15 protein-coding genes, 11 tRNA genes and 1 rRNA gene are annotated in these 13,650 nt (G+C 38.1%); 1 reads left to right on the top strand and 26 read right to left on the bottom strand.

Annotated elements, in window-relative coordinates; genetic code table 11:
- The 13 genes from J5J03_RS03245 to J5J03_RS03185 form a co-directional block, all read right to left on the bottom strand.
- Positions 1 to 64, bottom strand: a 16S ribosomal RNA gene (locus tag J5J03_RS03245); the annotation flags it as partial.
- A gap of 94 nt (positions 65 to 158) precedes the next feature.
- A tRNA-Ile gene (locus J5J03_RS03240) sits at positions 159 to 235 on the bottom strand.
- 8 nt (positions 236 to 243) lie between these two features.
- Positions 244 to 317 (bottom strand) — tRNA-Gly (locus J5J03_RS03235).
- 46 nt (positions 318 to 363) lie between these two features.
- A tRNA-Pro gene (locus J5J03_RS03230) sits at positions 364 to 440 on the bottom strand.
- 4 nt (positions 441 to 444) lie between these two features.
- A tRNA-Arg gene (locus J5J03_RS03225) sits at positions 445 to 521 on the bottom strand.
- Positions 522 to 589: 68 nt separating this feature from the next.
- Positions 590 to 676: transfer RNA gene (locus J5J03_RS03220), tRNA-Leu, on the bottom strand.
- A gap of 30 nt (positions 677 to 706) precedes the next feature.
- Positions 707 to 782 (bottom strand) — tRNA-Lys (locus J5J03_RS03215).
- 214 nt (positions 783 to 996) lie between these two features.
- Positions 997 to 1,071: transfer RNA gene (locus tag J5J03_RS03210), tRNA-Gln, on the bottom strand.
- A 4-nt stretch (positions 1,072 to 1,075) separates the two neighbouring features.
- A tRNA-Asp gene (locus J5J03_RS03205) sits at positions 1,076 to 1,152 on the bottom strand.
- Between the two features lie 25 nt (positions 1,153 to 1,177).
- Positions 1,178 to 1,249 (bottom strand) — tRNA-Glu (locus tag J5J03_RS03200).
- A gap of 18 nt (positions 1,250 to 1,267) precedes the next feature.
- Positions 1,268 to 1,358 (bottom strand) — tRNA-Ser (locus tag J5J03_RS03195).
- A gap of 1 nt (position 1,359) precedes the next feature.
- A tRNA-Asn gene (locus J5J03_RS03190) sits at positions 1,360 to 1,434 on the bottom strand.
- Positions 1,435 to 1,613: 179 nt separating this feature from the next.
- Positions 1,614 to 2,075, bottom strand: coding sequence for a SprT family protein (locus tag J5J03_RS03185; protein WP_208586064.1), 462 nt, complete (start codon positions 2,073 to 2,075; stop codon positions 1,614 to 1,616).
- A gap of 65 nt (positions 2,076 to 2,140) precedes the next feature.
- On the opposite strand from J5J03_RS03185, the gene cmpA reads away from it, so the two are divergent.
- Positions 2,141 to 2,263, top strand: a complete 123-nt coding sequence (cmpA, locus tag J5J03_RS03180; protein ID WP_091485331.1) for a cortex morphogenetic protein CmpA — start codon at positions 2,141 to 2,143, stop codon at positions 2,261 to 2,263.
- A gap of 135 nt (positions 2,264 to 2,398) precedes the next feature.
- Here cmpA and J5J03_RS03175 read toward each other — a convergent pair whose 3' ends face one another.
- From J5J03_RS03175 to J5J03_RS03115, 13 genes are all read right to left on the bottom strand, one after another.
- Complete coding sequence (locus tag J5J03_RS03175; RefSeq protein WP_231710579.1) at positions 2,399 to 4,564, bottom strand: Tex family protein; 2,166 nt, start codon at positions 4,562 to 4,564, stop codon at positions 2,399 to 2,401.
- 212 nt (positions 4,565 to 4,776) lie between these two features.
- Positions 4,777 to 5,382, bottom strand: a complete 606-nt coding sequence (locus J5J03_RS03170; RefSeq protein ID WP_208586063.1) for a SpoIIE family protein phosphatase — start codon at positions 5,380 to 5,382, stop codon at positions 4,777 to 4,779.
- Positions 5,382 to 6,173 (bottom strand): RNA polymerase sigma factor SigB, encoded by a 792-nt coding sequence (gene sigB / locus J5J03_RS03165; protein ID WP_208586062.1) that lies wholly within the window; start codon positions 6,171 to 6,173, stop codon positions 5,382 to 5,384. The genes J5J03_RS03170 and sigB overlap by 1 nt, the downstream gene beginning before the upstream one ends.
- Positions 6,145 to 6,621, bottom strand: a complete 477-nt coding sequence (gene rsbW, locus J5J03_RS03160) for an anti-sigma B factor RsbW (protein WP_208586061.1) — start codon at positions 6,619 to 6,621, stop codon at positions 6,145 to 6,147. Before rsbW ends, sigB begins: the two co-directional genes overlap by 29 nt.
- Position 6,622: 1 nt before the next feature.
- A complete protein-coding gene (locus J5J03_RS03155) occupies positions 6,623 to 6,952 on the bottom strand; it encodes an STAS domain-containing protein (protein WP_208586060.1) in 330 nt (109 codons plus the stop codon).
- A gap of 135 nt (positions 6,953 to 7,087) precedes the next feature.
- A complete protein-coding gene (locus J5J03_RS03150; RefSeq protein WP_208586059.1) occupies positions 7,088 to 8,095 on the bottom strand; it encodes a PP2C family protein-serine/threonine phosphatase in 1,008 nt (335 codons plus the stop codon).
- Between the two features lie 107 nt (positions 8,096 to 8,202).
- On the bottom strand, positions 8,203 to 8,604 hold the full coding sequence (locus tag J5J03_RS03145) for an anti-sigma regulatory factor (RefSeq protein ID WP_208586058.1): 402 nt from the start codon (positions 8,602 to 8,604) through the stop codon (positions 8,203 to 8,205).
- Positions 8,605 to 8,606: 2 nt separating this feature from the next.
- Positions 8,607 to 8,963 (bottom strand): STAS domain-containing protein, encoded by a 357-nt coding sequence (locus J5J03_RS03140; protein ID WP_091485317.1) that lies wholly within the window; start codon positions 8,961 to 8,963, stop codon positions 8,607 to 8,609.
- A 12-nt stretch (positions 8,964 to 8,975) separates the two neighbouring features.
- Entirely contained in the window at positions 8,976 to 9,842 is an 867-nt protein-coding gene (locus tag J5J03_RS03135; protein ID WP_208586057.1) for an RsbT co-antagonist protein RsbRA, read from the bottom strand.
- Between the two features lie 170 nt (positions 9,843 to 10,012).
- Positions 10,013 to 10,363, bottom strand: coding sequence for a type II toxin-antitoxin system PemK/MazF family toxin (locus tag J5J03_RS03130; RefSeq protein WP_208586056.1), 351 nt, complete (start codon positions 10,361 to 10,363; stop codon positions 10,013 to 10,015).
- Positions 10,364 to 10,366: 3 nt separating this feature from the next.
- A complete protein-coding gene (locus J5J03_RS03125) occupies positions 10,367 to 10,648 on the bottom strand; it encodes a CopG family ribbon-helix-helix protein (RefSeq protein ID WP_018932004.1) in 282 nt (93 codons plus the stop codon).
- A gap of 170 nt (positions 10,649 to 10,818) precedes the next feature.
- Positions 10,819 to 11,940, bottom strand: coding sequence for an alanine racemase (gene alr, locus J5J03_RS03120; RefSeq protein WP_208586055.1), 1,122 nt, complete (start codon positions 11,938 to 11,940; stop codon positions 10,819 to 10,821).
- 673 nt (positions 11,941 to 12,613) lie between these two features.
- Positions 12,614 to 13,633 (bottom strand): LolA family protein, encoded by a 1,020-nt coding sequence (locus J5J03_RS03115; RefSeq protein ID WP_208586054.1) that lies wholly within the window; start codon positions 13,631 to 13,633, stop codon positions 12,614 to 12,616.
- Positions 13,634 to 13,650: the final 17 nt, after the last annotated feature.

The following is a 13,650-nucleotide window of genomic DNA, read 5'->3' as shown; positions in this document are numbered from 1 at the left end:
CGACTTGCATGTATTAGGCACGCCGCCAGCGTTCGTCCTGAGCCAAGATCAAACTCTCAATAAAAGTTGACTTGCGCTCGCTTCTATAAGCTAGCAATGTTTCATGTTTATAATCATACTGGTTGTTTTGTTCAGTTTTCAAAGATCAATGGTATAAATGGTGGGCCTGAGTGGACTCGAACCACCGACCTCACGCTTATCAGGCGTGCGCTCTAACCAGCTGAGCTACAGGCCCATTTACGATGGAGCGGGTGAAGGGAATCGAACCCTCGACATCAGCTTGGAAGGCTGAGGTTTTACCACTAAACTACACCCGCATGGCATGAAATATTATATTAAGGAATATTTAATAATGTGATCGACTGGTCGGGAAGACAGGATTTGAACCTGCGACCCCTTGGTCCCAAACCAAGTGCTCTACCAAGCTGAGCTACTTCCCGGTCATGGCGCGCCCGAGAGGAGTCGAACCCCTAACCTTTTGATCCGTAGTCAAACGCTCTATCCAATTGAGCTACGGGCGCTTATCAAAGCGACATCTATTAATATAACACAATACGTTTGACTAAGTCAATAGTTTTTGATTATTTTTTGGTGCGGTCGAGAGGACTTGAACCTCCACGGGATTACCTCCCACTAGGCCCTCAACCTAGCGCGTCTGCCATTCCGCCACGACCGCTCGTTATTCTATGCAATTTAAATTATTAGATGGTGAGCCATGGAGGATTCGAACCTCCGACCCTCTGATTAAAAGTCAGATGCTCTACCAACTGAGCTAATGGCTCTTGATGCATTGTTAATCACGACGGGCAGCTCACTTAAAAGTCTCAAAAACTACATTCATAGTAGAATCAGAGAAACAGTAGAAGCATCCTCAACTACATCCACTTCATTCGATTTTATTCCATTCCAATCTACTTTGTGAAGAATCGATCAAGCAAGAGGAATAGTATATCCGTCATGAAGACGAATGGTTTAAGTTATTTTTAGTCAAAAAAATGGCTGGGCTAGCTGGATTCGAACCAGCGCATGACGGTACCAAAAACCGTTGCCTTACCGCTTGGCTATAGCCCAACAATGGCGGTCCGGACGGGACTCGAACCCGCGACCTCCTGCGTGACAGGCAGGCATTCTAACCAACTGAACTACCGGACCTATTAAATTTCTAATATAAATGGGATGACCCGTACGGGATTCGAACCCGTGTTACCGCCGTGAAAGGGCGGTGTCTTAACCACTTGACCAACGGGCCATTAATTTGAAGTGTTAATGGCGGAGAAGGAGGGATTTGAACCCTCGCGCCGCTTACGCGACCTACACCCTTAGCAGGGGCGCCTCTTCAGCCACTTGAGTACTTCTCCATGGCTCCACAGGTAGGATTCGAACCTACGACCGATCGGTTAACAGCCGATTGCTCTACCACTGAGCTACTGTGGAATAATAAGTCAATTCATGTTGACGACGTTAAATATAATATAATAATCACATCGAATTGTCAACTGTTTTTTATTATTTTTCAGTTGCTGCCACAAATCAAAGACAAGCGTCTTTCAAAGTGACGCCAATATAATTTATCATATTGTTTGCATCCTAGTCAATAGAATTATCGATTTTTTTTATTTATTTTGAAGCAATGATAATTTACCTCTACACTTCCCACACCGATACCTTTTTACATTGATTCTTTTTCGTCGTTTATATACATGGTAACAAGAGGAACATTGATATTGATATTTAAAATCATTATTCATCGATGGCAAAGGATTACAATGTCTTGGAGAATTCGTTGCATTTAAAAGTTGTTTGAACTCTGGATCCCGGTGTTGATATCCTTTTCCTTCTACATGGAGATGGTAATGACATAGTTCATGTTTAATAATACCAACAAATTCTTCATACCCTAATTCCTTATAATATTTAGGATTCAATTCAATTACTCGCTTAGCTGGTATATAACGACCACCCGTTGTTCTTAATCGCTTATTAAAACGTACCTCATCAATAAATGGTTTGTTAAAAACTTTATTAGATATATCTTTTGTAAGCTTTTCTAATTCATTCTGTGTCATCATTTCCATGCTTTCACACCTATCTATCATATTACATAACATAAAACAACATTATTAATTAAAGGATGATAAACATGCCTAATTGGTTAAAAAGACAATTAGCAGGCGCATTCCTTCATAAAAATAAGTATCAAATTCGTTTGTTAAATCAATGCTGGTTTTTCTACTGTGATAAAGAACAAAATAAGGCGGAGTAAAAGGCACCGAAAAAGTACCCTTTACTCTCTTTTTTTACACCAGAAAAAATAGGTGGTTAGCAAGTCACCGTAGTCAATCTTATGGCAGCTACGGCTCTGCTCTCATCTAAAAGCTTGGTAATCGTCGAGCTTTCTTTAAGATGGAATCATGGTTAAAGCAATCCGTTGTTTAGCATGATCTACTTGATCTACCCATACTGTGATCACATCACCTACAGAAGCAATGTCCATTGGATGCTTTACAAACTTATTGGACATTTTCGAAATATGAACTAATCCATCTTGCTTTACTCCAATATCAACAAACACACCAAAATCGACTACATTTCGCACGGTGCCTTGAAGCTCCATACCACTTTGAAGGTCTTCCATCGATAATACATTTTTCTTCAATAGTGGTTTTGGTAAATCATCGCGAGGATCTCGATTTGGACTAGCTAATGCCTTCAAAATATCTTCTAAAGTTGGCAGACCAATTGCTAATGAGTCAGCTAACGCTTTTTTGTCTAACTGATTAACTAATTCCTTCAATTGTTCCGTCCCTAAGTCTTTAACCGAACAATTTACTTCTGTTAGAATCTGTTTTGCTGCTGCATAGGATTCCGGGTGAATCGGAGTTCGATCTAATGGTTCTTCCCCATCAACTACTCGTAAGAATCCGATACTTTGTTCGTATGTTTTGTTCCCTAGCCTGGGTATGTCTTTTAATTGTTTGCGAGTAGTGAATTTTCCATGTTCATCACGATATTTCACAATATTATTTGCCACCGTCTTATTTAATCCAGAGACATACTGTAATAAAGAAGAAGAAGCAGTATTTACATTGACTCCAACCTGGTTTACCGCTGTTTCAACAACAAATGTTAATGATTCTGTGAGCTTTTTTTGACTGACATCATGTTGATATTGTCCAACACCGATTGCTTTCGGTTCTATTTTTACTAACTCTGCCAAAGGATCTTGAATACGTCTGGCAATTGATACCGCACTTCTTTCTTCCACCTGTAAATCAGGAAATTCTTCACGTGCTAATTTGGAAGCGGAATATACACTTGCTCCTGCTTCATTAACTATTATATACGCAATGTCCAACTGATGTTTATCAATCACACCTGCGATAAATTGCTCTGTTTCTCTTGATGCTGTTCCATTGCCAATCGCAATTAACTCCACTGGGAATTCCTCTAAAAATTTGATGACCTTCTTCTCTGCACCTGCCGTGTCATTTTTTGGTGCTGTCGGGTACATCACATCTATTGCTTTTACCTTCCCAGTATCATCAACAACCGCTAATTTACATCCTGTTCGGAATGCTGGGTCCACACCTAAAACATATTTACCTTTTAACGGTGGCTGTAATAATAAATTCTTCAAATTTTTAGAGAAAATATCTATAGCTTGTTCTTCCGCTACATCTGATAAAGTAGATCGAATTTCTCTTTCAACTGATGGTTGTGTTAATCGCTTATAGCTATCTTCTATTACTTGAATGATAAATTCTTTTATTTGTGTAGTTGCATTTTTTTGAATTACTTGATTTTGAAGGTACTCTAGTACACCAGCTATTGGCGGTTCAATCGATACCTTTAGCACATCTTCTTTTTCACCACGATTAAGTGCTAAGGTTCGGTGTGAAACAATTTTATTTACTGCTTCACTATATTCGTAATACATTTCAAAGATTTTTTTCTCATCCAACTCTGGCTTCTTCGCCTTGGAAGTAATGAGTCCTTTTTGGTGTGTCAGCTTACGGATGTGTTCACGGTATTTCGGTTCATCTGCTATCCACTCGGCAATGATATCTTGAACACCCATAAGAACATCTTCAATCGTATGTAATTCATGTTCTTCTGATAAAAAGTCAGAAGCTTGGGCCAAATCAATATTTTGTTGGTTATAGATAGTTTCAGCTAATGGCTCTAAGCCCTTTTCTTTGGCGACTGTTGCTCTTGTCCGGCGCTTCTGTTTATATGGGCGATACAAGTCTTCTACTTTTTGTAGTTGTGTAGCTTGTTCGATTTCCTTTTGTAAGTCTTCTGTTAGTTTTCCTTGTTCATCAATTAGCCTGATCACTTCTTGTTTACGATCAGCTAATGTATTAACGTAATTCCATGCGTCTTGAATATCTTTAATTTGCACTTCATCTAGGGAGCCGGTCATCTCTTTTCGATAACGTGCAATGAATGGGACGGTATTACCTTCCTCTAATAATTGAATAACACTTTTTACCGCTTTTTGATTAATTTTTGTCCTGTCGGTAACTGCATTAATTAATTGTATATATTCTTCACTATTTACCAAAGCGTTTCCTCCTTCATACTAATCCTTCTTTATTCTAACAAAAAGAATGGGTTAGTTCACATAAAACCTGAAAAGAGTATGTTCTCCGCAATGCCGAATTTACACTCAACTCAAAAAGAATGGAAAAGAGCAAATCCACGCACAGTTACCTTACAGATTATAAAGATTACACCATTTTACAATCTCTATAAGCTAAAAAGGAACCCCGTTATTTAACGGGATTCCTCATTGTATTTCATGGCAATCAGGGTAGTGTCGTCATCTAGCTTTTGCTGATAGAGATAAGCAAAGGTGTCTGTAATATGATCTACTTCTTGATGAAGAAAATACGAGTTGGATATTTCTTTAGTTGTTATACCATCAGAGAACATGACAAAAATCATACCTTTTTCTAGCTTGTCTGTCATCACTTTGAACGGTCTATCATATCCACTTAAGTAGCCAGCCTGAGGAATATTTCTTTTTTTAATCGAATTAGTTGTTATTGTCATTAAACCTATATTTCCGATCGAAGAATAAGCATAATGTTTTAAATGCAAGTCAATTTGTAAAACCCCTAAGACTACACCGCGTTTTCCTACTAACTTTGCATTGCTTTTTCTCATCATTGATGCAACAGAATCATCTTTATTATCTCGAATCACTTCCATCACAATTTGTGATGATTCTTTTGCAAATTCACCACTGCCAAGACCATCAGCTAATGCACAAATAAACTTGCCGTCAGACTCATGGTAGAAATAGCTGTCTCCACAATAATAATTACCTTTTTTAGCTTTTTGAAAAACAGACACTTCTACTTGATGACTACTTTGCATTAACGAATGGCCTCCATATTCTCAGCTTGTAGTGCTTCTCGCAGTTTTTTCAATGCATGACGTTGGATTCTGGATACATGCATTTGTGATATTCCTAATAATTCTCCGGTTTCTTTCTGACTTTTATTCTCAAAATAAGTATATCGAAGAATTTCCTGTTCTCGTTCATTTAAAATAGGCATTATTTTTTCGAGTAACAATTGACGATCTACATCTTCATATCCAGACTCTTGGTTGCCGACTAAATCCAATATCGATACTTCACTACCATCTGCGTCCGCCTCAATTTTTCGATCAACCGATAATGCATTGTAACTTTGACTCATTTCCATCGTTTCAAGTACTTCTTCTTCTGTTACTTCTATATATTCAGCGATCTCTTTAATGGAAGGTGATTTTTGATTGTCTGTTGTTAGGGCCTCCGTCGCCTTTTTGATTTTTGGCCCTAACTCTTTAATTCTTCTGGGAACATGTACACTCCATGTTTTATCACGAATAAAGCGTTTAATTTCTCCAATAATCGTAGGGATAGCAAACGATTCAAAAGATCTACCTACATCTGGATCGTATCTCCTAATAGCTGCTAAAAGCCCTAACATTCCAACTTGTTCGAGATCCTCGTAAATCGTTTCATTTTTGGCATATTTTCGAGCCAAAGATTTTACAAGTTTTTGGTATGTTAAGACAATTTTCTCTTGTATCTCTTGATCCTCAGGGTTCTCTTGAAAGGCACGAATCCACTGGTAAATCTCATCCTCACGATTATTGTGTGGTCGAGATTTGGTCGTCATTGATATCCACCTCATTTTCATGGAGGTATTTGGTCATTAACACAATCACACCATAATCGTTTTTGATCTCTACCTTGTCCATCAGAGCTTCAATAAGAAATAGGCCAAAGCCTCCTTCTCGCAAATCTTCAATGGATTGATTATTTTCATAAGGTCCTATATCTTTTTTAATTTTTTGCAGATCAAAACTACCTCCACGGTCAGCGACCATCACTTCTAAGCGATCTTGATAAACACCAAAACCAATAGTCACCTCTCCGTCATCACCCGTTTTATATGCATGTTCAGTGGCATTTGACAAAGCTTCTGATATAGCTACTTTTAAGTCTTCAATTTCTTCGTAGCTAAAACCCATTCGGTTAGCAATACCTGATGTACTTAACCTGACTACTCCTACATATTCCGCCCTTGCCGGCACTTTCATTTCAATGAAGTCAAAGGATTCCATATTATTTCCCACCTCGTACCGTTGATTCAATATCTATAATGCTATCTAATCCCGTAATGTCAAATAATCGTCTAACACGTTCTTGTAATGCGACTAATCGTAAATCACTATTGTTTTCTTTAGTTGACTTCAGTGCACTAATGAATACTCCTAACCCAGTACTATCCATATAGTTAACACCTTCAAAATCTACAACAACCGTCGTTCCTTCATTCTTTGTTAATGGTAATAGAGCTTCTTTTAGTTGAGGGGCGGTATAGGCATCAATCTCCCCAGCTAATTTCAACTCTTGTGTTTCACCATTATCAATACGTTCAATATTCAAGTTCAAAACGGTTACCTCCTCATCATACAGTTAAGTTTGATTAATAGATATATTTGTCATCTATTGAATGACAGTTAAGACATGTCAGAATGTTGATGTTTGGCTTACGTTTCACCATTCCCTATATCTTTTCACGATAAACTATTTTTTCAAAAAGATTAGCGTAAAATCATCTCTTAACTGAAAATCCTGTAGACGTTCAAAATGGCGATATACTGACTCTACCGCTTCCTGCGCAGGCAAATGCATATATTGACGTATCACTTCGAGCACTTCTTCTGTTTCTATAAACCGTTCTCCGATCCGGCATTCAGTCACACCATCGGTTAGCAATACGACCATATCCCCCTGTTCCATGGTAATGTCAAGCTGTTCATATGTCACTTGACAAGAAACACCTAATACCAAACCTTTTGTTTTGATTTCAAAGAACTGATCTTTCGCTGCACAGTAATAAAAACCAGGCTCATGACCAGCCGATGAATACTGTAAGTAACCAGTTTTATAATTAAACAATGCATAAAACATGGTAATAAACATGCTAGTGTTCGCTACATTTTGACCTACCACACGATTTAAGTGTTCCAATATCACACTTGGGCTTCTCATGGTATCCGGAAAACTATCTAAGGAATATTTGATCATTGACATCGCTAATGCTGCAGGTATTCCTTTTCCAATGACATCAGCAATCGCAATGCCTAGATTATTAGACTCATCCGTTACAAAATAATAGTAATCACCATTCATTTGATGAGAAGGTACACTAATCGCACCTATATCCATGCCCTCTATATCCGGTTTCGTTGTTGAAAGGAGAGTTTGTTGCATATTAGCAGCGATTGAGATTTCCGATTCTAGCTCTCCTTGTTTTTCTCTTAAAGACTGAAATTCTTGATAAGCTAACCCGTATGAAATCATTGTTTCTAAAAGAAAGTTCATAGAAGAGTCTATCTCTGTTGGTAAATCTGGATATAACTCTTTTAATGCTTGTATATGCACATTAATAATTTCCTCAGGAGATATATTATGTTGCATCGATAACTTACTAAATTGTTCCGCTTGATATAATGACTTTTCGTCTTGTGACGCTATATATTTTTTTAACAAATTCCGATAATTGTTGACATCGAATTTATAGGGCTCCATCTCATTACCTCCTAACTACGATTAGTACAAATTTTTTAAACTTCATTGTCATTTTGGTATAGGGGTAAATTGAATCTTCTCTTAATCAGTTACTCTAGTAACCTAGCTTACCGAACCCATTTGATCGTAGTTATGGTCGTTCCCTTACCTGGTTCAGACACAACATCAAAATAATCCATTAATCTTTTTACACCTGGTAGCCCGGCACCGAGTCCCCCTGAAGTAGAGAAACCGTCTTCCATTACCTTGCTTAAATCATTAATTCCAGGCCCTTGATCAGAAGCGATGATTTTCAGCCCTTTCTGATTCATCTTTTCCACTGTTTCATAAGCTATTTTGCCTTTCTTTGCATATAGGTAAATATTACGAGCTAATTCTGAAATTGCAGTAGCGATTCTGGCTTGGTCTACTGTACCGAATCCAAGGTCTTTTGCTAATTCTCTACCCATCTGTCTTGCTCCTACAATATCCCATTCTTTATTTATTTGTACACTTGATTTTGTTATCATGACTACTCCTCCAGTTCCTGGCGAAGTTTAATCAGCCCCTGTTCTAAATCAAGTGCTGTTGGAACATTTTGTAAATGAATTCCTAAATCAATTAAAGTCATCGCAACTGCAGGTTGAATACCAGTTAACACTACTTTTGCGCCCATTAGGTCTGACATAGATACAACGTCACCTAACACTTTCGCAATAAAGGAATCGATAATATCAACAGAGGTTAAATCGATGACCACTCCTGTTGCACCACTTTTATGTATTTTACTAAGTAAGTCTTCTTGAAAATCAATTGCTGTTTGATCATCGAGATCGATTTGGATAGATACCAATAAATAATTGTGTAGTTTTAATATTGGTATTCTCATTAAAGCACCTCCTTATTTAAGTGAGTCAATGATTTTAGTTATATCCTCATCTTTGGAATTTTCTAAATCAACTATCTCACGGTTAGTTAATTTTAATGCCGTTTTAAACCCTTTTCTTAACGAACTCTTTGTCGGGAATTTACCAAGATCAATACCTAAATTAACAATCGTCTGTGCGATTTCCGGTCGAATCCCTACTAATATACAAGTTGCTCCAATTAAACGCACCGCTTCCGCAGCTTGAATAATATGGTGAGCTACCATTGTATCCACGACAGGTACACCAGTAATATCAATCAATACAACTTCCGAATTGTGTTTCATTACACCTTCTAACAGGTTTTCCATTATTAACTTGGCACGTTCTGTGTCGATCGTTCCAATTAACGGCATCACGGTAATATTGTCCATCACAGGAATAAGCGGAGCAGACAATTCCTGTAGCGCCATTCTCTGCAACGAAACGGTATGTTCCCAGCTTCCTGAGTATTGGTTCACCAATTGGTTGATAATGGGTTCCACCCAATCTTCGACAATACTTAAAATACGTGAGAATTCCTCTGTATCTACTTGATCAGATTGACTTAAAATAAAGTCTATCGTAACCCTCCTAAACGTTTGCAAACCGTCTGTAATATAACTTAATGGCCAACCGAGATTTATAAGGCGTTCAGCAAAATCATCCATTTCCCCTGTATCGCCTCGACGGTTAATACTTGCGAAAATAACATTAATAAATTCTTGGTTAGTAGTGTGGTATAAACTATCAGATATACTAGAAGTGTAGTCAGACTCGCGTTTTTCTGTTATCTCATCTAACCAGTTTTTAGAAATAACATCGCTATTCTCTATTACAATTCTCCGTAATGCTTCTGGCATTTTTTCAACCTCCGCTAAATTTCTTTTCTATCTCATAGTCTACAATAAAAAAAGATATTTTACGATTAATATTCATTTTATTTTACAAAAATAGTCATTTTTCGCTATTGCTTACTAAAAACACCCTTGCTTCTATTTCTAAAAAGCAAGGGTGTTTTGAAGATAGAGGATTAGAAATCAGTTAAGCCTAAACTAATTTCTAATCCTCTATCTATACGTTCCATCATGTTACTGTCTAATTGTGTTATTTTATCTGTTAATCGTTGTTTATCAATCGTACGAATCTGTTCCAATAAAATAACAGAATTCCGTTCAAAGCCATACTTTTCCGCATTAATTTCGACATGTGTTGGCAATTTTGCCTTTTGGATTTGGGCAGTGATGGCCGCAACAATAACAGTGGGGCTAAAACGGTTTCCAATATCATTTTGCAAAACTAATACTGGACGCACACCGCCCTGTTCAGATCCCACAACAGGGGAGAGATCGGCGAAATATACGTCGCCTCTTTTTACAATCAAGACCTACACCCCGCTCACTAAGCGCTCTAGGGTGTTTTCTGCCTCCTCTTCCGCTTGAAAAGCTTCTGAAGCAATATTCAAATTGATTTTTGCCATTTCCATATAACCTCGTTGCATCGATTCCTGGATATGGCGTTTTTTCGTTTCACGTAAATACGTCTTAGTTGCCTGGCAAATAAAATCACTTAAATTGCTATCTTCACTTTTCATCAAGCCATCCACCTCATTCAGCAGGTTTTTAGGTAATCTCACAGCAACTTCTTGTAAGTCTTCAGACAAAACCATACACCTCCACCAACATTGACAAGCCTAAAATGATAATCCACTATAATCATACCATTCCGAAACAGGCATTGCAAAGGGGTTTTTGATAATTTTTCATTTTTTTCTACAATATATATTCAGTATTACCAGAAGATTGAAGAATTATCTTGTCTTACCGACTATTTTTTAAATTATTGTGAATATACTCTTGGAACTCGATCACTAATCATACAAGCAATTTCATAATTAATCGTGTCCAAGCGCGCTGCCCATTCGTCCATCTCGATCCTTTCTGCTCCTTGTGAACCTATTAATGTGACTTTATCTCCTACTTTAGCAGGTTTGGTTAACCGAACCATCAATTGATCCATACAAACTCGACCGACAATTGTACACCGTTCACCGCCAACTAAAACTTCTGCACCTTGTAAGGCACGACGAATACCATCCGCATAACCAAGGGGGACAGTACCAATCCATTCCTGCTCTTCCGCTAAATATGTCGCCCCATAACTAATTGGTGTTCCTTTGTCTACCTTTTTCACATGGATTAAGCGACTGTGTAATGAAAGTGCTGACTTTAGATCAATTGGCTTTTCTGTTTTGACAACAGGTGATGGATACAGTCCATACATGCTGATACCAAAACGGACAAAATCAACCATTTTTTCAGGGAAACGCATGCTTGCCGCACTATTCCCTGTATGCACCATCACCTTATGTTGTGTCCAATTGTTTTGAAAAATATTCCATAGTTTATCGAACTGAGTTAATTGCTTTTCAAAATGTGCTAGCTTTGCTTCATCAGCAGTGGCAAAATGGGTGAAGATCGCCTCTAAATAAATATTTTCATGCTGAAGTAACGGGATAATTTCTAATAATTCCTGCTCTGTCCGAATACCAATACGGCCCATACCAGTGTCCCATTTAAGATGAACCGTGAGCGGTTTTGGAAGGGTGAGCTTTTGCACTTCCTCAAGCCATTCTTTCTGATAACAAGTAACGGTAATATTATGTTTCGCAGCAATTTCGGCATCTTCCGGACGGATCCATCCCATAACTAAAATAGGAGCTGTAATACCTCCTTGGCGTAGGCGCAATGCTTCGTCTAAAATAGCGACAGCGAGTCTTGTTGCGCCTCCTTTAAGTGCTGCATTGGCCACTTCGATATCCCCATGCCCATATGCGTTTGCTTTCACTACTGCATAGATTTGCGTTTTATCTGCTAATTTATTCTTTAATTGCTGTATATTATATATAATATGATCCAGATTCACTTCTACCCAAGAATCACGGTAAAATTTTTCCTCCATGTTGATACCCCTTCATTTTGATTGAGTCTAACGCAATCCATTATAAACTATTTAACGAAAAAACGGTATGAATTAAACACCAGATTACACACGACATATCCTTAAACTACACAAAAAAGATGCACATTCGATATGAACGGCGAAGTTGTGGAAGTTCTGTTTGTTCGAAGTAGCTCGGTAATGAGATGTGCGGTCACCTAAGACATCATTTTGAAATATATAGTGATGATAACTACCACTCCGGCTGTCCAATTCCTTTTTCTGGATATAGTCGATTATCCTCGGAAGAGAAGACTTTTTCCTCGGAACAGGACGGCGCTTCCGAGGATATCTCCTTCCCTTCCCTGGATATAATCGTTTATCCCCGGAAGAGAAGACTTTTTCCTCGGAACAGGATGGCGCTTCCGGGGATATCTCCTTCCCTTCCCTGGATATAATCGTTTATCCCCGGAAGAGAAGACTTTTCCTCGGAACAGGATGGCGCTTCCGGGGATATCAGACAACATAGTAAACACTACGAAGTTTTCTGCTGGAGCGTATGGCAGCACTCATCAAAATCCAGAATGGAAGAGAGCAAATCTATGTCCACTTTACTTCGTAGTTTATGTTTTCTCTAAAGCTTCCTATACTGATACAGAAAAAAAGCAGACTTCCTGAAAAGTCTGCTTTTAGCTTATTTCATTGCGTTTTCCGTTGACATGGATCTTGCTACTTCTTTCATTTCTTCTTTCGTTAATTGTTCACTTGCGACATAATAATTAACGCCTTGGTAATGCCATTCTAATGAATTCTCAGTGAGTGCGCCGACGGTAAAGCCTAAATCGACTGGTTCACCGTTTACTACTTCTGGTACTGCTGTACTTGTCGGGAGCACTTCAACTGTCTCTTGAATAATCGTGAAATTTTTATCTCCTTCATAAGATAACATCACACGTTTACCCTTTTCGACGTCCATTTGATCCTCTTCCACTAGCTCTGAACCTAAATTTTCAGAAGGATAAAGCACAGTTAATTGTGATGGTAGGTCTTCTTGTGCCATTACAGGTACTCCGAAAATACTGCTCGTCATGTTTGTTTCCATATCAAATGTATTTTCCGGTAAATCTGGATCTATCTCAAAGTCTGTAAACTCTACTTCAACTAACGGATTTTTATCATGATCCAATACCTTGACTAACACAGGTTCGTAAGTCTTTTTGTCAAAATAAATGGTTTGATATGGCAGGTTACTATTGCTTTCATAACTTGTTTTCGTTTCAAAGACAAAATAACTGTCTGTCACCGTAAAGGTAGCATCACTGTCATCGACTAAGTCTTGTATTAATGATTGGAAGAGATATGGCTGGCTATTGTTTTCCGGCCATTCACTTTGAAATTTAAAGCTTTTGTTTAAAGCTGGCGTTAATACAAACACCCCATCGTCATTACGTAAAATTATTTGGCTACTTTCCTCATCATTTTCATTCTTTAGCAATACACGATAGTAGTCTTTTTTCTTGTGGGCAACTTCAACTCGGTATGCCTGTTTTTCTTTTCCTGTATCCAATGTCATCATTGCCTGTGATTGATAAGCACTCATATTCTCCGCGATATCTTCCAGTTTCTCCACAACATCGTCCTTAGACTTTTCCCCACAAGCTGTTAACACAATAAGCAATAAAATACCGATTACTAAACTTTTATATTTTTTCATCGCGACATCTCTCCTTT

Origin of the sequence: Gracilibacillus suaedae, assembly GCF_017599345.1 — a bacterium.
GTDB lineage: Bacteria > Bacillota > Bacilli > Bacillales > Amphibacillaceae > Gracilibacillus > Gracilibacillus suaedae.
Note: the sequence above shows the minus strand (reverse complement) of the source record. Positions and strands in the feature narration are given on the sequence as shown.